Origin of the sequence: Nocardioides hwasunensis, from assembly GCF_014779665.1 — a bacterium.
GTDB classification, from domain to species: Bacteria; Actinomycetota; Actinomycetes; order Propionibacteriales; family Nocardioidaceae; genus Nocardioides; species Nocardioides hwasunensis.
The window spans coordinates 143,950-164,190 of record NZ_JACXYY010000001.1; the positions used below are offsets into that span (position 1 = coordinate 143,950).

A 20,241-nucleotide genomic window follows, 5' to 3' on the forward strand; every position below is an offset into this window, starting at 1 on the left:
TCCTTTCGTAGCGGCTGGTAGTCGTGGACCCACATCCACCAGCGAGGGAGACCGCACCGTGACCGATCGTCCATCCGCCCCACACCATCGATCGGGACACGCCAGTCGTCGCCGGACACTGGCGGCCGCCGTGACCGCGTCGGTCGCGCTGGGCCCGTTGGCGGTCGTGACCGCGCCCGCAGGAGCGGCCCACGCCGTCGTCGAGGGGGCCCGCAGCGCACCCGCCACCGCCCCCGCCGACACGGCCGGCATGCCGGTGCGCAAGCTCGAACGGCTGGTGCAGCGCCTGCGCACGGAGGGCAAGGCGGTCGCCGTGACGGCCGAGGTCCGCCGCGGCGCCCGCACCTGGGCGTTCGACGCCGGCCAGGCACAGCGAGGACCCGCCCGCCCGGCCGAGCCCGGCAGCACCTTCCGCGCCGCCAGCCTGACCAAGCAGCTCGTCTCGGTGCTCGCGCTCCAGCTCGTCGACCAGGGCCGGTGGACCCTCGACACCGCGATCGGCGACGTGGACCCCGCGCTGTGGCCGGGTCGCGAGTCGGTCACCCTGCGCGAGCTGCTCAGCCACACCAGCGGGATGCCGGACTACCTGCCCGCGGTGGTCGGCAGCGCGACGACCGGCCCACAGCTCGTCGACGCCGTCTCGAAGCGCTGGACCGATCGCCGCATCATCGCCGCGGGACAGAGCCTGCCGTGGGGCGAGCCGGGTGTCTTCGGCTACAGCAACACCGGCTACGTCGTGATCGGCCAGATGCTCGAGCGCGCCACCGGGTCATCGGTGCGCGACCTGGTCGCGAAGCGGGTGCTGCGCCCCGCCGGCATGACCGCGAGCACGTTCGCGCTGCGTCGCAACCAGCCGGCGCCCGGCCTGCACGAATACGCGCGCTTCCCGGCGCGCACCCTCGACCTCGGCACCTTCGAGCCGTCGCTCTTCTCCTCGGCCGGTGCGCTGGTCTCCACCGCCGGTGACCTCAACCGGTTCCGCAGGGCACTGGAGCGGGGAGAGCTGATCCCGCGCCGTCTGGTACGTGTCATGCAGGAGCCGGTGAGCGACGGTGGCGGGCTGCCCTACGCGCTGGGCAGCTACCGGCTGCCCAGCCCCTGCGCGACCGGCCCCGGCTGGGTCCAGGGACATGACGGCGCCAGCTTCGGGACGCTCACGTTCTCGGTCGGCCTCGGGCGGAACCGCCAGGTGACCATCGCCCTGACGGGACGCGGATACACCGAGGACACGGCTCTGTCCCAGGCCAAGCTGGTCCAGAAGTTCGCCTACACCGCGCTCGACGCGACGTGCGGGGACGGCACGAAGGGCGGTGCGAGGGACGAGCGCGCCACGCTCGCGCAGCTGCCCGGCCTGGTCGACCTGACCGCAGCCGGGACGCCGGTCGGCTGATCGCTCAGCCGGCCCGGCCGCCACGGCCGGGCCGGTCGGGCACGTCCGCCGCGAGGACGTCGAGCACCAGGTCGCCGGCGACCTCGTGCCAGCGGGCGGACCCGCTGAGCATGTAGTGGCCCAGGGCGCCCATGTCGCGGAGCTCGACACTGTCGGCGACCACGCGAGCCCGCTCGACGTAGCGGGCGGTCTCGCGGAACGAGGTGATGCGGTCGCGCCGCCCGTGGGCCGCGCGGAGCGTCTTCCCGGCGATGGTGTCGACGGGGTCGTCGGCCGACCACCACGGCGCCAGCCCGACGACGCCGCGCACCGACGGGTCGTCGGCCACGTGCACCGCGACCCGGGCGCCCATCGAGTGGCCGAGGAGCACGACCGGGACGTCGCCGTGGTCGGCGCGGACGCGGTCGAGGGCCCAGCGCGCGTCGTCGGAGCGGTCGGGCCCACCGTTCCAGCCGCGCTCGCGGTAGCGCAGCATCCACACGCCGGCACCCGCCTCCTGGATCCGTGGTGCGAGGGTGCGCTGCAGCCAGTGGGCACGACGCCACGACGCGCTGCGCCCGTCGACCGCCTGGCGCGAACGCGGCTTGCCGCCGTGCAGCACCAGCACCATCGCCTGCGTGCGGCCGGGTGCGTCGTACGTCGTCAGGTGCGGGTCGCTCACGACTCTCCTTCGGAGCAGGTGCGGCCTCGGATGGGCGGGAACGGGAGAGGGAGGACCTCCGTCGTGGAGATCCTCCCTCGCGCGCGTGCTCCGGGTGGGCTCAGTGGACCGCGACACCCTCGGGTGCGTCATCGGTCGCGAGCTCCTCGTGCTTGACGTTGAGGAAGATCCACACGACCGCAGAGGCGGCCAGCATCATGATCGAGCCGACCAGGAACGCGTGGGTCGCGCCCTCGGTGAAGCCGGACAGGTAGGCGAGGTTGCCCACGTCGGCCTGCGACAGCTGACCCTGCGCCGCGGCGCCGATCTGCGGCGCGATCTCCTGGGTCCGGTTGGTGGTGAAGTGCAGTGCCACCGTGCTGAGCGTGGCCAGGCCCAGCGCGCCGCCGACCTGCTGCATCGTGTTGAGCACGCCCGAGCCGATGCCGGAGTCCTCGGCGCGGAGGCGGTGGACGGCGACCAGGGTCAGCGGGACGAAGTTGAGACCCATGCCGAAGGCCATCAGCACGATGTAGGGCAGGACGTGGGTCCAGTAGTTGACGCCGTCGCCCAGGTGTCCGTTGGACACCGCGCCGATGATGCCGGACGCGCTCTCGGGCACCGACAGCCGGCTGAAGCCGAAGAGCGCGATGGCGGACAGGATCGTGCCGATGCCCGACAGGTAGCGCGGGTCGACGGTGCTGACGAGCTTCGAGGCCACCGTGGCCGAGATGATCATCGCGATGGAGAACGGCAGGAACGCGAATCCCGTGTGGAGGGGGGAGTAGCCCACCACGAGCTGGATGAACAGCGAGAGGAAGAAGAACATCGCGAACATCGCCGCCGGGACGATCATCATCACCGCGAAGGCGGCCGCACGGTTGCGGCTGGCGAAGATGCGGAACGGCAGGAGCGGGTGCTGCACGCGGGTCTCGATGACGGCGAAGACCACCAGCAGCGCGACGCCGACCACGAGGCTCAGGATGGTGCTGGGGGCGTCCCAGCCGTAGGCGGCCTCGCCGGCACGGCTGAGGCCGAAGACGATGGCGAGCAGGCCGAAGGTGCCGGTGATGGCGCCGGGGACGTCGAGCCAGCCCGTGTGGCGCTCGGACTCGTCGAAGAAGCGCGGGGCGAAGAACGCGGCAGCGAGGCCGATCGGCACGACGATGAGGAAGGTGTAGCGCCACCCCTCGATGCCGAGGGGCGAGTCGAGGCCGGTGAGCCAGCCGCCGAGGACCAGGCCGACGGCAGCACCGACGCCCGCCATGGCGGCGTACACGGCGAAGGCGCGGTTGCGCTCCTTGCCGGCGGGGAACGTCGTGGCGATCAGCGCGAGAGCGGCGGGCGAGGCCATCGCGGCACCGAGACCCTGGAACGCTCGGGCGCCGAGGAGCATCGCCTCGTTCTGTGCGGCACCACCGACGAGGGACGCGACGGCGAAGAGGACGACGCCGACCATGAAGATGCGACGGCGGCCGTAGAGGTCGGCCAACCGACCGCCGAGCAGCAGGAACCCGCCGAAGGTCAGGGCGTAGCCGGTGACGATCCACTGCAGGTTGGCCTGGTTGATGTCGAGGTCACGGCCGATGAACGGGAGGGCGATGTTGGCGATGGTGCTGTCGAGCACCACCATCAGCTGCGCGAGCGAGATGAGCACGAGCGCCCAGCGCAGGCGCTTGTGCTGCTCGGGGGTCACCTCTTCGACGGCAGCGGGGGCGAGGTCGGTCATGGGATTCCTTCAGGAGTGTGGGTCGAGCTCGGGTGGAGCAGGTGGTTCGGGCAGGAAGCGGGAGGCGGTGTGGTCAGGAGGTCGGGCTGGGAGCCGGTCGTTAGACCGGCCCGTGGAGGGCGGCCGGGAGGACGACCTCGTCGAGGACCCGGGCGATGAGCTCGGGGGTGATCACCTCGCCGAGCAGGAAGCTGCGGTGCATGAGGATCGCGATCAGGGACGGCGCGAGGATCGACAGGTCGGCGTCGGGGTGCAGCTCGCCGCGATCCCTGGCGCGCTCGTAGATCGCGCGCGACGCCTCGATCTTGGGGGCGATGAAGTCGCGTCGGTAGACCTCGGCGAACTCGGGGTCGCGCGTCATCGCCGTGACCACGGCCGCGAGCACGGACTGCGCCATCGGGTCGCTGGGCCCGCCGCTGCCGCAGTAGGCCTCGAGCAGGTCACCGCGCAGGCTGCCGGTGTCGGGGACGACCGCCTCGCCCTTGTGGGCCATGATCGCGGCGACGACCAGCTCGGGCTTGCCCTTCCAGCGGCGGTAGAGCGTCGCCTTGGACGCCTTGGCGCGGGTGGCGACGGCGTCCATGGTGAACAGGTCGTAGCCGACCTCGTCGAGGACGTGCAGCGTCGCCTCGAGGATCTCCAGCTCGCGCTCGCCCTCCACACGGGGGCGGGTGCCGGTCTCGGTCGGGGTCATGCGTCGTCGCGGTCCTTCGGTCTCTGGCTGGTGCGGGTGGGACGGGGTTGTGACGGCGGTCACGATGAAACGAAACGGTTTCGTTTCCTCAACCGCAGCGTATGCAGGTCTATTCCGACGGAACAAACGAGTTTCATCCGGTCCAGACCTGTGCCGGGCGAGGAGGCCGCCGCCGGTGTCGGCGGGGACCGGCAGAATGTGCGCATGAGCACGCCCGACCCGTCCGCCGTCGACTCGGCTGGGGAGACTCCCGTCGCGACCGCGCCGCCGGAGGCCCGCGACCGCCACCGCGAGCTGAGCGAGCAGATCGACGACGCCCGGTGGCGCTACTACGTGCTCGACGACCCCACGCTGTCCGACGCCGACTTCGACGTGCGGCTGCGCGAGCTCGAGGGACTCGAGGAGCAGTTCCCCGAGCTCCGCACGCCCGACTCGCCCACGCAGCGGGTCGGCGGTGCGGTCTCGACCGACTTCACCGCCGTCGACCACCTCCAGAGGATGGAGAGCCTCGACAACGCGTTCACCAGCGAGGAGCTCGCGTCGTGGTACTCCCGGATCCTGCGCGAGGGCGTCGAGGCGCCGGCGCTGCTCTGCGAGCTCAAGGTCGACGGGCTCGCTATCAACCTGCTCTACGAGCACGGCCGCCTGGTCCGCGCGCTCACCCGGGGCGACGGCCGCACCGGCGAGGACGTGACGCCCAACGTCAAGACCATCGCCTCCGTGCCGCACCGGCTGACCGGCTCCGACGACCACCCGGTCCCCGCGCTCGTCGAGGTCCGGGGCGAGGTGTTCTTGCCCAGTGAGGCCTTCGAGCGCCTCAACGCCTCGATGGTCGAGGCGGGCAAGCCGATGTTCGCCAACCCCCGCAACGCCGCCGCCGGGTCGCTGCGGCAGAAGGACCCCCGGGTCACCGCCACCCGCGACCTCGGCATGGTGTGCCACGGCATCGGTGCACGCGAGGGCTTCGAGCCGACGGCGCAGAGCGCGGCGTACGACGCCCTGCAGGCGTGGGGGCTGCCGGTCTCCGACCAGGTCAGGGTGGTGGCGACGATGGCCGACGTGGAGGCGTTCGTCGAGCACGTCGGCGAGCACCGCCACACCATCGTGGGCTACGAGATCGACGGCCTGGTGGTGAAGGTCGACGACGTGTCGCTCCAGCGACGCCTCGGCTCCACCAGCCGTGCGCCCCGCTGGGCGATCGCGTTCAAGTACCCGCCCGAGGAGGTCAACACGCTCCTCAGGTCCATCGAGGTCAACGTCGGCCGCACCGGGCGGGTCACCCCCTACGGCGTGATGGAGCCGACGAAGGTGGCCGGCTCCACGGTGGAGAACGCCACCCTCCACAACGCGCACGAGGTCAAGCGCAAGGACGTCAGGCCCGGTGACACCGTCATCCTGCGCAAGGCCGGCGACGTGATCCCGGAGATCCTCGGCCCGGTCCTGGCGCTGCGGCCGAAGGGCCTGAAGCCGTGGCGCATGCCGACCAGGTGCCCGGCGTGCAGGACGCCGCTGGCCCAGCAGAAGGAGGGGGACAAGGACCTTCGCTGCCCCAACCACGAGAAGTGCCCCGCGCAGGTGCGCGAGCGCGTCTTCCACGTCGCGGGTCGCGGCGCCTTCGACATCGAGGGGCTGGGCTACGAAGCGGCCGTCGCGCTGCTCGACGCCGGCGCCATCGTCAACGAGGGCGACCTGTTCGGCCTCGACGAGGCGGCGCTGCTGACCGCACCGCTGTTCACCCGCGCCCCCAAGAAGGGCGAGGAAGGCCCTCAGCTCAGCGCCAACGGCGTACGCCTGCTGGCCAATCTCCACGAGCGCAAGACGGCGGTCCCGCTGTGGCGGGTGCTCGTCGCGCTGTCCATCCGGCACGTCGGACCGACGGCCGCGCGAGCCCTGGCGACCGAGCTCGGCTCGATGCGCGCGGTGCGGGAGGCCTCCGAGGAGGCGCTGGCTGCCACCGACGGGGTCGGGCCGACCATCGCCGCCTCGGTGCGCGAGTGGTTCCACGGTGCCAGCGACGGGGATCCGGACCCCGAGCAGGTGTCCGACGAGGTCGGCGACAACACGGCGTGGCACAACGCGATCGTCGACACCTGGGCCGCCGCCGGCGTCACCATGGCCGACGAGCGCGATGAGTCGATCGCACGCACCCTCGAGGGCCTCACGATCGTGGCCACGGGGTCGCTGCAGACCTTCACCCGCGACTCGGTCAAGGAGGCGATCATCAGCCGCGGGGGCAAGGCGTCGGGCTCGGTCTCGAAGAAGACCGACTACGTCGTGGTCGGCGAGAACGCCGGGTCGAAGGCCGACAAGGCCGAGCAGCTCGGTCTGCCGGTGCTCGACGAGGAGCAGTTCACCCTGCTGCTGGAGGAGGGGCCCGACGCCCTCCCGGAGCGCCCGAGCGACGGGTGAGCCGCGACCGGCAACTTTTGCCGCTGCTGCCGGGTCACACCTCCACGATGCCGACTCGGGCACGCGTGAGCGAAAGGTCGTCAGATGACTCCCAGGACCCGCAGCCAGCTCCTCGCCGCTGCCACCCTCACCGTGATGGTCGCTCCCGCCGTGTGGTTCGGTGCGCCGGCGCAGGCCGCGCCGCAGACGTGCGGAGGTCTTCGGGCGACCATCGTCGGCAACGACAGGGCCAACAAGATCACCGGCACCCCGAAGCGTGACGTGATCGTCGCCCGGGGCGGCAACGACGTCATCCGCGGACTCGGCGGCAACGACGTGATCTGTGGCGGTGAGGGTGCCGACACGATCTACGGCGGCGACGGCGACGACCGGATCTTCGGCGAGGCCGACCTGCTGCGCATCGACCCCTTCGGCCGGGTGGTCAAGAAGGGCGACACGATCACCGGCGGCGCCGGCGACGACGTCATCGACCTCGGCTACGACCCGCGCCCCGCGAGCGAGGACACAGCCGTCCGGGTCGACGGCATCTCCTACGCGAGTGCCCCGGCGCCGGTCGTCGTCGACCTCCGCGCGGCCGCCACCGTCCCGATCGCGGCGGACGGCAACGACACCGTCACCGGGTTCGACGGGGGCATCCGGATCTACGGCTCGGCGCTGAACGACACGATCAAGGGCACCAACAAGGCCGACGCGATCTATGCGCGCGGTGGCGACGACACCATCTTCGGTCGCGGTGGTGACGACACGATCGTGGCGGACACAGCCGGTGCGATCGGCAACGACCGGCTCTACGGCGACGCCGGCGACGACGTCCTGACGGGCTCGGCCGGATCCGACACGCTGGTGGGCGGCAGCGGGAGCGACACCCTGACCTCGACGTCGGAGCTGCACCAGGTCATCCGCGGCGGCAGCGGCATCGACACGGTCGCCTTCCCGCTCCCCGTCGAGTCCGGGTTCGTCGCGAAGGGCCACGGGGGCCAGGACCGGCTGCGTCTCCTGCCCAGCTCCAACCCGGCGCTCAAGCCGACCGTGCGGATCGACCAGCTCGGCAGGACGAAGATCCGCAGCCTGCAGCCGTTCACCCTCGAGGGGAGGATCACCGGGTTCACCGACGTCCAGCTCCCGGCCCGCGCCCTGTCGATCTTCAAGGGCAGCAACGACTCCGAGATCATCACCGCGAGCCCCGACCACCGCGTGAAGATCTACGGCCGCGGCGGTGCGGACGTGATGACCGGGTCGAGCCAGCCCGACCGCCTCGACGGCGGCAGCGGCTTCGACATCGCCCGCGGCCGCGGCGGCAACGACACCTGCAAGAACGCCGAGAAGCGGTCCAGCTGCTGAGCGCACCCGTCCCCGGCGCGGCGGACCGCGGTCGCTCTCCTAGGATCAAGCCATGCCTGAGATCTCCCGGGAGGAAGTGGCCCACCTCGCCACCCTCGCCCGCATCGACCTCTCCGACGCCGAGCTCGACCACCTGGCGCCGCAGCTGAGCGTCATCCTCGAGTCCGTCGCCTCCATCAACGGCGTCGCGGGGGACGACGTGCCGCCCACGTCGCACGCGATCCCGCTGACGAACGTGTTCCGCGAGGACGTCGTGGTGCCGGGCCTGACCGCCGAGGAAGCGCTCTCGGGTGCCCCGGCCGTGGAGGAGCAGCGCTTCTCCGTCCCGCGCATCCTGGGTGAGGAGGCCTGATGAACGACGTCGTCCGCAGCACCGCTGCCGCTCTCGCCGACGAGCTGGCCGCCGGCAACGTCAGCTCGGTCGAGCTGACCGAGGCCCACCTCGACCGCATCGCTGCGGTCGACACTCGCCCCGATGGCCGGGGAGTCCACGCCTTCCTCCACGTCGACCGCGACGGCGCACTCGCCGAGGCCGCCGAGTCCGACGCCCGCCGGGCCCGCGGCGAGGCACGCGGGACGCTCGACGGCGTACCGATCGCGGTCAAGGACGTGCTGGCCACCCGCGGCCTGCCGACGACCTGCGGCTCGAAGATCCTCGAGGGCTGGATTTCTCCCTACGACGCCACCGTCGTGACCAGGCTCCGCGAGGCCGGACTGCCGATCCTCGGCAAGACCAACATGGACGAGTTCGCGATGGGCTCCTCCACCGAGCACTCCGCCTACGGCCCGACCCGCAACCCGTGGGACCTCGACCGCATCCCGGGCGGCTCGGGTGGCGGCTCGGCCGCCGCAGTGGCTGCCTTCGAGGCGCCGCTCGCCATCGGCACCGACACCGGTGGCTCGATCCGCCAGCCCGGTGCCGTCACCGGCACCGTCGGCGTGAAGCCGACCTACGGCGGGGTCTCCCGCTACGGTCTCGTCGCGCTGGCCAACAGCCTCGACCAGGCCGGCCCGGTCACCCGTACCGTCCTCGACGCGGCGCTGCTCCACGACGTCATCGGCGGCCACGACCCGCGCGACTCGACCTCGATCCAGCAGGAGTGGCCCTCGTTCACCGAGGCCGCTCGGGCCGGTTCGACCGGCGACATGACGGGGGTGAAGGTCGGCGTCATCACCGAGCTCGCCGGCGAGGGCTGGCAGCCCGGCGTGATGGCTCGCTTCGACGAGTCGGTCGCGGCGCTGGTCAAGGCGGGCGCCGAGGTCGTCGAGGTGTCGTGCCCGTCCTTCGTGCACGCGCTCGCCGCCTACTACCTGATCCTGCCGGCCGAGGCGTCCAGCAACCTCGCGAAGTTCGACGCGATGCGCTACGGCCTGCGGGTCACGCCCGAGGGCAACCCCAGCGCGGAGGACGTCATGCGCGCCAGCCGCGACGCCGGCTTCGGTGACGAGGTCAAGCGTCGGATCATCCTCGGCACCTACGCCCTCTCCAGCGGCTACTACGACGCCTACTACGGCCAGGCGCAGAAGATCCGCACCCTGATCAGCCGCGACTTCGACGCGGCCTTCGGCCAGGTCGACGTCCTCGTCTCGCCCACGGCGCCGACCACGGCGTTCAAGCTGGGCGAGAAGCTCGACGACCCCATGGCGATGTACCTCAACGACCTCGCCACCATCCCCGCCAACCTCGCCGGCGTCCCGGGCATCTCGGTGCCCAACGGCCTCGCCGACGAGGACGGCCTGCCCAGCGGCTTCCAGGTCCTCGCACCCGCGCTCGCCGACGACCGCGTCTACCGCGTCGGTGCCGCGCTGGAGGCGCTCCACGCCGCCGAGTGGGGTGGCCCGCTGCTCGACCGGGCGCCCGCCCTCGCCACTTCGACCACGAAGGAGTCGGCACGATGACCTCCACCACCGCCACGAACCTGGTCCCCTTCGACGACGTCCTCGCGACCTACGACCCCGCCCTCGGCCTCGAGGTGCACGTCGAGCTCAACACGGCGTCCAAGATGTTCTGCGGCTGCCCGGCCACCTTCGGCGGCGAGCCGAACGCGGGCACCTGCCCGACGTGCCTGGGGCTTCCCGGCGCCATGCCGGTCGTCAACGGCAAGGCCGTCGAGTCCGCGATCCGCATCGGGCTCGCCCTCAACTGCGACATCGCCGAGTGGTGCCGCTTCGCCCGGAAGAACTACTTCTACCCGGACATGCCAAAGAACTTCCAGACCTCTCAGTACGACGAGCCGATCTGCTTCGACGGCTGGATGGACGTCGACCTCCAGAACGACGCGGGCGAGACCGAGACCTACCGCGTCGAGATCGAGCGCGCGCACATGGAGGAGGACACCGGGAAGTCGCTGCACGTCGGCGGCTCCACCGGCCGCATCCACGGCGCCGACTACTCGCTGGTCGACTACAACCGCGCCGGCATCCCGCTCATCGAGATCGTCACCCGCCCGATCCTGGGCGCGGGGGAGAGGGCACCCGAGGTCGCCCGGGCCTACGTCGCCCAGCTGCGCGAGCTGATCGTGGCACTCGGTGTCTCTGAGGCCCGGATGGACCAGGGCAACCTTCGCGCCGACGTGAACCTCTCGCTCTCGCCCAAGGGGAGCGGCGTGCTCGGCACCCGCACCGAGACCAAGAACGTCAACTCGTTCCGCTCGGTCGAGCGAGCCGTGCGCTACGAGATGCAGCGCCACGCGGCGATCCTCGACGGCGGCGGCTCGATCCTCCAGGAGACCCGCCACTGGCACGAGGACACCGGCATCACGACCAGTGGTCGGGAGAAGTCCGACGCCGAGGACTACCGCTACTTCCCCGAGCCGGACCTGGTGCCCGTCGCGCCGAGCCGCGAGTGGGTCGAGGAGCTGCGCGGCACGCTGCCGGAGAACCCGACGGTGCGCCGCGCCCGGCTGCAGGCCGAGTGGGGCTTCACCGACATGGAGATGCGCGACACGGTCGGTGCCGGCGCGCTCGGGTTGGTCATCGAGACCGTGGCCGAGGGGGCCGCTCCGCAGGCGGCCCGCAAGTGGTGGCTCGGCGAGCTGGCGCGACGCAGCAACGAGGACGGCGTCGACCTCGTCGACCTGCCGATCACGCCTGCCGACGTGGCCCGCATCCAGGCCCTGGTCGACGACAAGACCGTCAACGACAAGCTCGCCCGGCAGGTCTTCGAGGGGGTGCTCGCCGGCGAGGGCTCGCCCGACGAGGTCGTCGCCAGCCGTGGCCTCGCCGTGGTCTCCGACGACGGCGCCCTCGGTGCGGCGATCGACGACGCCATCGCCGCCAACCCCGACGTCGCCGACAAGATCCGCGACGGCAAGGTGGCGGCCGCCGGTGCCCTCATCGGTGCGGTGATGAAGCAGATGCGCGGCCAGGCAGACGCCGGTCGGGTGCGTGAGCTGATCCTCGAGAAGCTGGGCTGACCCTGGGGCGCTGACCGGTTCGGCTGCCGACCCGGCAGGAGGGCTCGGCACCGACTTTCGGATGATCTGGCTCGATTTGAGTGGTCCAGACAACTTGTTAGGGTCATCGCGAGTCACACCGGTCACATCACCCACTCAACGCTCGCGCCCTTCGGGAGGGCACCGCACGGTTCGTCGTCGTGTGCCCGCGAGCCGGAAGGAAGTCATGAACCACCGCAATCGTCCCATCCGCATGACCGCGGTAGCCCTCTCCGCAGGTGCTCTCTCCGCGGGTCTGCTGGTTGCCCCCTCGGCCACCGCGGCGCCCTCGCCCGCGATGGCCGGCACCGACAGCACCCCCTCGACCGTCGCCGCCGAGTGGCTGGCCGGTGAGCTGACCAACGGCGTCATCATCACCAAGAACGGGCCCGACATCGGCCTCACGCTCGACGCGGGCATGGCGCTGTCGACCGTTCCGCGCCAGGGCGTGCACATCACCGCGATCTCCAACGCCCTCGAGACGCGCCTCGCCGACTACGTCGGTGACGGCACGAAGGAGTCGTACGCCGGTGCCCTGGCGAAGGCGGCGACCTTCGTGCGCGTGGCTGCCAAGAACCCGACCAGCTTCGGCGGCCGCAACCTGGTCACCGAGCTCGAGCAGCGCACCGCCGACGTGCCGGCCGACCCTGCGGCGAAGCCGCAGGAGGCGGCCTACGCCGGTCGCATCTTCGACCAGTCGGAGTCGGGCAACTTCGCCAACGTCGTGGGCCAGTCCTACGCCGTGCGTGCCCTGACGCTCGCGAAGTCCACCGAGGCCGCGGCTGCCCGCGACTTCCTGCTCAAGCAGCAGTGCTCCTCGGGTGCCTTCCGCCTCAACTTCGCCAAGGCCGACGTGCCGAACCAGTCGTGCACCGACGGCGTGGCCGGCAGCGAGGCCGACCCCGACGCCACCGCGCTGGCGATGATCAACCTCGTCGAGTCCGGTGACACCAGCCAGGCCGTCAAGGACGCGCTCGCGAAGGCCAACACATGGCTGGCGGCTCGTCAGCGTGGCAGCGGTGCCGTCCGCAGCGCTGGCACCGACGCCCAGATCAACACCAACACGACCTCTCTGGCGGCCTACGCGTTCGGTCTGCTGAAGAACCGCGGCCCGGCCATGAAGGCGGCCCTGTGGGTGCGCAAGAACCAGCCCGTCTACAAGTACAAGTGCCGCACGGCGCTGACCAAGGACACGGGCGCCGTTGCCTACCGCAAGGACCGGATCAACGCCTCGACGACCACCGGCCTCACCGCCGACACCCGTGACGAGTGGCGTCGTGCGACCGCCCAGGCCGTGCTCGGCCTGCAGTTCGCCCCGGCCAGCAACGACGTGTTCCGCATCCAGTCGGTGCGCAAGGAGGCCCGCGCGGGCGACCGTCCGCAGTTCCGCGTGTTCGGCATCGCCCCCGGTGAGAGCGCCTGCATGCAGGTCAAGGGTGACTTCAAGGCGATCAAGGGCAAGACCTCGGGCGGCGCGATCGTCCGCAAGCTCAAGCTCCCGGTCGGCAACCAGCGCCGCGTGGCCCTGGTGAAGACCTCGAGCGACGAGGCTCGTACGTCGATCCGCGTGCGCAACTGATCCACCCGTCCCGCCACGGCACGTGGTGAGACTCCTTCGGCCCGGCGTCCTCGCGACGCCGGGCCGAAGTGCGTCTGCGGGCCACCGGGGTTACCCTTCCTAGGCCGTGCCCGCCCGGGCCGGCACCGCACACGCCCGAGCTGGGGAAAGCCGGTCCGAATCCGGCGCTGACCCGCAACCGTGGGCACGGGGAGCACCCGTGCGAGCCGGAACACCCGCCTCGACGCGTCCTGAACACCATCGCTGTCGCGGAACGCAGCGGGGAGCGGCCACCGCCTTCCTCGCTGTCGCAGTGAGGGAGGTACCCATGGACCGCATCCTCGCCAGGACTCTGGCGAGCATCGTGCTCGTGCTCGGGTCGGTCCTGCTCGCACCCTCGTCGATGACGCCGACGGCCTCGGCAGCCACCTGCGCCTCCGGCGGGGGCGTGAGCGTCGTCGTCGACTTCCGAGAGCTCGGTGCCAGCGCCGTGACCGCCTGCCTGGAGAACGGCGGGGGCCAGAGCGCGGCGGCGATCTTCGCGTCCGTCGGCGTCACGATCGACTACGCCCAGCGACAGCCGGGCTTCGTCTGCCGCGTCGGCGGAGCACCTGCAGACGCTCCGTGCGTGAACACCTCTCCGCCAGACGCGTACTGGGGTCTCTGGTGGTCCGACGGCACGCGCGGCTCGTGGACGTACGCCTCCGCCGGCGTCGGCGGCCTCGTCGTTCCGGCGGGTGGGTCTGTGGGCTGGTCCTGGCAGCAGGGCCGCACTCCGAGCACGGTCGTCCCGCCGGCTGTCGCGCCGCCGGTCGCTGCTCCCAGTCCGGCCTCCAGCCCCACCGCCTCGCCCTCCGCCAGCCCGACCAGTGGCACGGGGAATGGTCCAGCCGGCGGCGGGAAGGGCGGCAAGGACGGCGGGAAGGGTGGCAAGGACGGCGGCAAGAAGGGCGGTCGTCCGAGTCCCAGCCCGAGCCCCACGCCCAGCGCCAGTCCCAGCTCGAGCCCCACCGCGTCGGCGACCCCGTCCGGTTCGGCCTCCAGCGACCCGTCCGTGGCGCCACTGGAGGTTGAGTCTCCGGGAGACTCAACCGACAGTGGCGGCTCCGGAGGGGGTGCCGGCGGCGATCGCAAGGGTGAGTCTCCTGGAGACTCGACTCCCGGTGCGGCCCCGAGTGACGGTCCGGGCGAGGGCGCGGAGCCGTCCGCATCGACGTCTGAGTCTCCGACAGACTCAACGCCCGCGCCGTCCTCCGAGGCGGCTCAGCCGTCCGCCGACCCGCCCGGTCGCGTGCCCGCACCGCTCGCCTGGGCCGTGTTCGTGCTGCTCGCCGGCGCGATCCTGGTCAGCGCGCTGGTGGCCCGTCGACGGCGGGGAGCCTGACCCGCGTGACCGGACCGGCCCTGACGTCAGGAGCGTTGCCGCGTGACCTGCACCCGATCGCCTGGTGGACCTGGGCGATCGGGCTGGCCACGGCAGCCTCCCTGACCACGAACCCCCTGCTGCTGCTCCTGCTCATGGGCTCGGCGACCGTGGTGGTCATGGCACGGCGCTCGGGGCACCCGTTCGGCCGCTCGTTCCGGTTGTACGCGCTGCTGGCCGCGGTGACCGTCGTGGTGCGCGTGGGGTTCCGGATCGTGTTCGGCGGCCAGGAGATCGGACGCGTGCTGCTCGACCTGCCGGAGATCCCGCTGCCGGACTGGGCCGCCGGAGTGCGGCTGCTCGGCCCCGTCACGAGCGAGGCGTTGCTCGCCGGTCTCTACGACGGGCTCCGGCTGGCCGCGGTCATCCTCTGCGTGGGCGCCGCCAACTCCCTGGCCAACCCCAAGCGGCTGCTCGCCTCGGTGCCGCCGGCGCTCTACGAGATCGGCACGGCCCTGGTCGTGGCGGTCACGATCTTCCCCCAGCTCGCCGACAGTGCCCGGCGGGTCCGCGCCGCCCAGGCCCTGCGCGGGGGGACCACGACGGGGGTGGGCCGGCTGCGCCGTTTCCTGGTGCCGGTGCTCGAGGACGCGCTCGAGCGGTCGCTGTCCTTGGCTGCGGGCATGGACACCCGGGGCTACGGTCGCTCCGGTGGAGCGACCACCCGGGAGCGGCGGCTGACCGGCTCGCTGCTCCTCCTCGCCCTGACCGGCATCTGCGTGGGCACGTACGCCTGGCTCGACCCGACCGCACCACGCGTGCTCGCGCTCCCGATGCTCGGCGCTGGCGGCGTCGTCGCCGTCGTCGGCCTGGTCAGTGCCGGTCGCCGGGTCCAGCGCACCCGCTACCGCCCCGACCCGTGGCGCGCCGGTGAGGTCGTCGCGGTCGTCACCGGTCTGGCGGTGGCCGCCCTGGGGTGGTATGTCGCCCACACCCAGGTCGTGGTCGCCTATCCGGGCGTCGACGTCGCGCCGTACCTCTCTCCCCTCGCTCTCGTGGTCGGGATCCTCGGCACGGTGCCTGCCGTCGCCACCCCCGTCCCGGCGAGCGCCGTCGTCCGCCGGGAGGTCGCCGCGTGATCGAGCACGGCACGCCGCGGCTCGGGGTGATCGACCTTCGCGACATCGGGTTCCGCTACGACGAGCACGAGGTGCTCCGCCACGTCGACCTGACCCTCGAGGAGGGCGAGCTGGTCCTGGTGTCCGGCCGCACGGGCGTCGGCAAGTCGACGCTGCTCGGGGTCGTCACCGGCCTGGTGCCGCGCTTCACCGGCGGCGTGCTCAGCGGCGACGTGCTGCTCGACGGTGCCAGCATCGTCGACCAGCCGCCGCGTGAGCGGGCGCACCTCGTGGGCTACGTCGGGCAGGACCCGCTGGCCGGCTTCGTCGCCGACACCGTCGAGGAGGAGCTCGCCTACGGCATGGAGCAGGTCGGCATCGCGCCCGAGACGATGCGCCGCCGCGTCGAGGAGACCCTCGACCTGCTCGGCATCGCCGACCTGCGCTCGCGCGACCTGCGCACCCTCTCCGGGGGTCAGCAGCAGCGCGTCGCGATCGGCTCCGTCCTCACCATGCACCCGCGCGTCCTGGTCCTCGACGAGCCCACCTCTGCCCTCGACCCGACCGCGGCCGAGGACGTGCTGGCCACCCTCACCAGGCTGGTGCACGACCTCGGCCTGACGGTGCTGCTCGCCGAGCACCGTCTCGAGCGGGTGCTGCCCTTCGCCGACCGGATCTGCCTGGTCACGGGGGACGGCAGCATCCGCGTGGACACCCCGCACCGGATCCTCACCGACTCGCCGATCGCACCGCCGCTCGTCGAGCTGGGGCGGCTCGCCGGTTGGGACCCGCTCCCGCTCACGGTGCGCGACGCGCGGCGGCAGGCCCGATCGCTTCCCGCGCTCGCTGCTCCGTCGCCGAAGCGGCTGCCCGCAGCGGACCCGCTGGTGCTCGCCCGCGGCGTGAGCGTCGTGCACGGCCACCACGTCGCGGTGCGGGAGGTCGACCTGACCCTCTCCGCCGGCCGGGTCACGACGCTCATGGGTCGCAACGGCTCCGGGAAGTCGAGCCTCATCTGGGCCCTCCAAGGCACAGGCAGGCGCCGCTCGGGCACCGTCGACGTGGCCGGCGACGATCCGGCCGACCTCGCGCCCGCCGAGCGGCGTACGCACGTCGGGCTGGTCCCGCAGACCGCCGCCGACCTGCTCTACCTCGAGACCGTCGCCGAGGAGTGCGCCGCCGCCGATGCCGGCGCGGAGGCTGCCTCCGGGACCTGTCGCGGGCTGCTCGACCGACTCGCGCCGGGCATCGACGAGGCCTCGCACCCCCGCGACCTCTCCGAGGGGCAGCGGCTCGCCCTCGCGCTGTCGATCGTGCTCAGCGCCCGTCCGCCGGTCGTGCTGCTCGACGAGCCCACCCGCGGGCTCGACTACGCCGGGAAGGGCGAGCTGGCCCGCATCGTCGCCGACCTGGCCGCCGAGGGACGCGCGATCATGCTGGCGACCCACGACGTCGAGTTCGCCGCCCACGTCGCCGACGAGGTCGTGGTGATGGCCGACGGCGAGGTCGTGTCGTCCGGCCCTCCGCGCCGGGTGCTCGCCGAGTCGCCGTCGTTCGCCCCGCAGGTGACGAAGGTGCTGGGCGCTCCCTGGCTCGTGGTCGAGGAAGTCGCCGCCGCGCTCGGGGAGGCTCGGGCATGAGCACGGTCGAACGGTCCACCCGCGCGGAGCGGGCGGTGCCGGGCGTCGCCCTCCCGATCGGTCCCCGGACCGCGGTCGTGCTGGTCCTGGCCTCGCTGGCCGGGTTGATGATGCTCTGCTGGCCGCTGCTGCTCGCGGCGCAACCGGGGGAGCGGGTCGAGCCACCGTTCGTCTTCCTGGCCCTGCTCCCGCTGGTCATGGTCGTCGTGCTCGCCGAGATGGGCGAGGGAGGCATTGACTCGCGAGTCCTCGCCGTCCTCGGGGTGCTGTCGGCGATCAACGCGGTGATGCGCGGGTTGGGCGCCGGCACCGCCGGCATCGAGCTGGTGTTCTTCCTGCTCGTGCTGGGCGGTCGCGTGTTCGGCGCAGGGTTCGGGTTCGTCCTGGGCTGCACCTCGCTGTTCGCCTCGGCCCTGCTGACCGCCGGGGTGGGCCCGTGGCTGCCGTTCCAGATGATCTGCTCGGCCTGGGTGGGGATGTTCGCCGGACTGCTGCCGCGCCGGGTCACCGGTCGCGCGGAGATCGCGATGCTGGTCGCCTACGCCGTCGTCGCCTCCTACCTCTACGGCCTGCTGATGAACCTCAGCTCCTGGCCGTTCACCCTCGGCATCGTCGTGCCGGGCCACGAGGGCTCGCTGGCGTACGTCGCCGGTGCCCCTGTCCTCGAGAACGCCCACCGCTTCCTCGTCTACACGCTGCTGACGTCGACCGGCGGCTGGGACACCGGTCGCGCGATCACGACGGGCGTCGCCATCGTCGTCCTCGGGCCGGCGATCCTGACCACCCTGCGCCGCGCCGCACGCCGCGCGGTCGTGCGACCCGGTTGAGTCGCGGAGAGACTCAGGGCCGGATCCGGATGATCCGGTCGTCGGCGGGAGTCGGGTTGCCGCGGCCGTCCTTGTTCGACGTGGTCAGCCACAGGGTGTCGTCGGGAGCCGTGACGACGGTGCGCAGCCGGCCGTAGTCCTCGGTGAAGAACGCCTTCGGCCGCACGGCGTCGCCGGCCCTGTCGATGTCGATCCGCCACAGCCGCTGCCCGCGGAGGCCAGCCATCCACAGCCGCCCGTCGGCGTACGCCAACCCGCTCGGGGAGGCCTGGTCGACCGGCCAGACCAGCTGGGGGTCGATGAACTCCGGCCCACCGCCGCTGCCCTCGACCTCGGGCCAGCCGTAGTTGCCGCCCTTCTCGATGAGGTTGAGCTCGTCGAACTCCGAGTCACCGAACTCCGAGGCCCAGAGCCGGCCCTCGTCGTCCCAGGCCAGGCCCTGGACGTTGCGGTGACCCAGCGACCAGACGGGCGAGCCGTTCGTCGGGTTGCCGGGGGCGGCCTCGCCGTCGACGGTGATCCTCAGGATCTTGCCGGCCAGGCTGTCCGGGTCCTGGGCGAGCTCGGGATCACCGGTCTCGCCGGTGGTGACGTAGAGGTAGCCGTCGGGGCCGAACGCGATCCGGCCTCCGTCGTGGATGAAGCCGGCGGGGACGCCGTCGAGGATGACCGTCGGGTCGCCGAGCTGGTCGTCGTCGACGACGGCCTTGACGACCCGGTTGTCCGAGCCGGTGGTGACGTAGAAGAACAGGGTCCGGTCGGTCTCGTAGTCGGGGGAGACGGCGACGCCGAGGAGCCCGGCCTCGCCCTGCGGGACCACCGCGCCGAGGCCGCCGAGGCGGCTGCGCTTGCCGTCCGGGGTGATCTCGAGGACCAGCCCGGTCATCCGCTCGGTGACCACGGCGTTGCCGTCCGGCAGGAAGTCGACACCCCAGGGCACCTCGAGCTGGTCGACGAGGGTGCCGAGCGCCTCGGGCTCGGCGGTGCGGCCGTCGCCGTCACCCGGCTCGTCCGTCGGTGCGTCACTCGGGGTCGGCTGGCTCGGCTGGTCCGTGGGTTGGGTGACGCGGGGGATCGGCTCGGGCGTGTTGCTGGAGCACCCGGTGGCGACGGCCAGCGTGAGCGCCAGCGCGGACAGTGCGCGCCGAGGGGCCGGCGAGGAGACGGGCGGGCGCGATCTCATGTGGCGATTGTGCCCGGTGCGGTCGAACGCTCGCCCTCTTCGTGGCCGGGAGGGTCGCCGAGCGGAGCTCCCGAGCGGGTCGCGCCGATCGACGCGGCGACCACGAAGGCGATCGCCAGCCACTGGACCGGGGAGAGGTGCTCGTGGAGCACGACGATGGCTGCGAGCGCCGCCGCGGCGGGCTCGAGACTCATCAGGATGCCGAAGACGGCGGGACGCAGGCTGCGCAGGGCAACGAGCTCGCAGCTGTAGGGGATGACCGAGCTCAGCAGGCCGACGAGTGCGCCGATCAGCAGGATCCGTCCGTCCCAGAGTCCGGTGCCGCTCGCCAGGAGGGCGGGCAACGTCATGCCGAGCGCTGCGACGACGCTGGCGACCGCGAGGCCGTCGAAGCCGGCCCACCGCCGGCCGGTGCTGGCGCTGAGCAGGATGTACGCCGCCCACGCCGCGCCGGCTAGCAGGGCGTACAGCACGCCGAGGAGGTCCAGGTCGGACCGCTGGAAGCCGAGCAGGACGACGCCGCACCCGGCCAGCAGCACCCAGACCAGGTCGCGGGCGCGCCGCGAGCCGAGCACGGCCAGGGTGAGCGGCCCGATGAACTCGATCGTGACCGCGATGCCGAGGGGGATCCGGGAGAACGACTGGTAGATGCCCCAGTTCATCGTGGCCAGGCTGGCGCCGAACCCCAGGACGACCAGCCAGTCCCGGCGGGTGCGCCCGGTCAGGCGGGGTCGGGCGACCAGGGCGAGGACCAGTGCACTGGTCATCAGTCGGAGCCACACGATCGCGGTCGGGGAGATCTCGTCGAAGAGACTCTTCGCGATCGCGGCGCCGACCTGCACCGACGCGATGCCGACGAGCACCAGACCCACGGGGCCGAGCAGCTCTCGGCTCGCTCGCTGGGTCACGGGCCAA

16 protein-coding genes are annotated in these 20,241 nt (G+C 72.2%); 11 read left to right on the forward strand and 5 right to left on the reverse strand.

Annotated features, from left to right (window positions below; genetic code table 11):
- Positions 1-130 precede the first annotated feature (130 nt).
- The gene (locus tag IEZ25_RS00765) at positions 131-1,390 is read left to right on the forward strand and encodes a serine hydrolase domain-containing protein (protein WP_191197500.1); all 1,260 of its coding nucleotides are present in this window, start codon (positions 131-133) and stop codon (positions 1,388-1,390) included.
- A gap of 4 nt (positions 1,391-1,394) precedes the next feature.
- Here IEZ25_RS00765 and IEZ25_RS00770 read toward each other — a convergent pair whose 3' ends face one another.
- The 3 genes from IEZ25_RS00770 to IEZ25_RS00780 all read right to left on the reverse strand — a co-directional run bounded on the left by IEZ25_RS00770 (position 1,395) and on the right by IEZ25_RS00780 (position 4,453).
- Positions 1,395-2,051: an alpha/beta hydrolase gene (locus IEZ25_RS00770; RefSeq protein WP_318151964.1), complete on the reverse strand. Its 657-nt coding sequence runs from the start codon at positions 2,049-2,051 to the stop codon at positions 1,395-1,397.
- Between the two features lie 100 nt (positions 2,052-2,151).
- Positions 2,152-3,759, reverse strand: coding sequence for an MFS transporter (locus tag IEZ25_RS00775; RefSeq protein WP_191197501.1), 1,608 nt, complete (start codon positions 3,757-3,759; stop codon positions 2,152-2,154).
- 100 nt (positions 3,760-3,859) lie between these two features.
- Entirely contained in the window at positions 3,860-4,453 is a 594-nt protein-coding gene (locus IEZ25_RS00780; RefSeq protein WP_191197502.1) for a TetR/AcrR family transcriptional regulator, read from the reverse strand.
- Positions 4,454-4,657: 204 nt separating this feature from the next.
- Between IEZ25_RS00780 and ligA the strand changes: the two genes are divergently transcribed.
- From ligA to IEZ25_RS00830, 10 genes are all read left to right on the forward strand, one after another.
- Positions 4,658-6,862: an NAD-dependent DNA ligase LigA gene (ligA, locus tag IEZ25_RS00785; RefSeq protein WP_191197503.1), complete on the forward strand. Its 2,205-nt coding sequence runs from the start codon at positions 4,658-4,660 to the stop codon at positions 6,860-6,862.
- 84 nt (positions 6,863-6,946) lie between these two features.
- On the forward strand, positions 6,947-8,203 hold the full coding sequence (locus IEZ25_RS00790; protein WP_191197504.1) for a calcium-binding protein: 1,257 nt from the start codon (positions 6,947-6,949) through the stop codon (positions 8,201-8,203).
- Positions 8,204-8,255: 52 nt separating this feature from the next.
- Entirely contained in the window at positions 8,256-8,555 is a 300-nt protein-coding gene (gene gatC, locus IEZ25_RS00795; protein WP_129400616.1) for an Asp-tRNA(Asn)/Glu-tRNA(Gln) amidotransferase subunit GatC, read from the forward strand.
- Positions 8,555-10,102: an Asp-tRNA(Asn)/Glu-tRNA(Gln) amidotransferase subunit GatA gene (gatA, locus tag IEZ25_RS00800; protein ID WP_191197505.1), complete on the forward strand. Its 1,548-nt coding sequence runs from the start codon at positions 8,555-8,557 to the stop codon at positions 10,100-10,102. The genes gatC and gatA overlap by 1 nt, the downstream gene beginning before the upstream one ends.
- Positions 10,099-11,619, forward strand: a complete 1,521-nt coding sequence (gene gatB, locus IEZ25_RS00805) for an Asp-tRNA(Asn)/Glu-tRNA(Gln) amidotransferase subunit GatB (RefSeq protein ID WP_191197506.1) — start codon at positions 10,099-10,101, stop codon at positions 11,617-11,619. Before gatA ends, gatB begins: the two co-directional genes overlap by 4 nt.
- A gap of 232 nt (positions 11,620-11,851) precedes the next feature.
- On the forward strand, positions 11,852-13,216 hold the full coding sequence (locus tag IEZ25_RS00810) for a prenyltransferase/squalene oxidase repeat-containing protein (RefSeq protein WP_191197507.1): 1,365 nt from the start codon (positions 11,852-11,854) through the stop codon (positions 13,214-13,216).
- A 307-nt stretch (positions 13,217-13,523) separates the two neighbouring features.
- Positions 13,524-14,579 (forward strand): hypothetical protein, encoded by a 1,056-nt coding sequence (locus IEZ25_RS00815; protein WP_191197508.1) that lies wholly within the window; start codon positions 13,524-13,526, stop codon positions 14,577-14,579.
- 5 nt (positions 14,580-14,584) lie between these two features.
- Positions 14,585-15,697, forward strand: a complete 1,113-nt coding sequence (locus IEZ25_RS00820) for an energy-coupling factor transporter transmembrane component T (protein WP_318151965.1) — start codon at positions 14,585-14,587, stop codon at positions 15,695-15,697.
- Positions 15,698-15,723: 26 nt separating this feature from the next.
- Positions 15,724-17,316: an ABC transporter ATP-binding protein gene (locus IEZ25_RS00825; protein WP_191198073.1), complete on the forward strand. Its 1,593-nt coding sequence runs from the start codon at positions 15,724-15,726 to the stop codon at positions 17,314-17,316.
- On the forward strand, positions 17,313-18,143 hold the full coding sequence (locus IEZ25_RS00830) for an ECF transporter S component (RefSeq protein ID WP_191197509.1): 831 nt from the start codon (positions 17,313-17,315) through the stop codon (positions 18,141-18,143). Before IEZ25_RS00825 ends, IEZ25_RS00830 begins: the two co-directional genes overlap by 4 nt.
- Positions 18,144-18,156: 13 nt before the next feature.
- Here IEZ25_RS00830 and IEZ25_RS00835 read toward each other — a convergent pair whose 3' ends face one another.
- Positions 18,157-19,326, reverse strand: a complete 1,170-nt coding sequence (locus tag IEZ25_RS00835; protein WP_191197510.1) for a PQQ-dependent sugar dehydrogenase — start codon at positions 19,324-19,326, stop codon at positions 18,157-18,159.
- Complete coding sequence (locus IEZ25_RS00840; RefSeq protein WP_318151966.1) at positions 19,323-20,234, reverse strand: EamA family transporter; 912 nt, start codon at positions 20,232-20,234, stop codon at positions 19,323-19,325. Before IEZ25_RS00840 ends, IEZ25_RS00835 begins: the two co-directional genes overlap by 4 nt.
- Positions 20,235-20,241 lie beyond the last annotated feature (7 nt).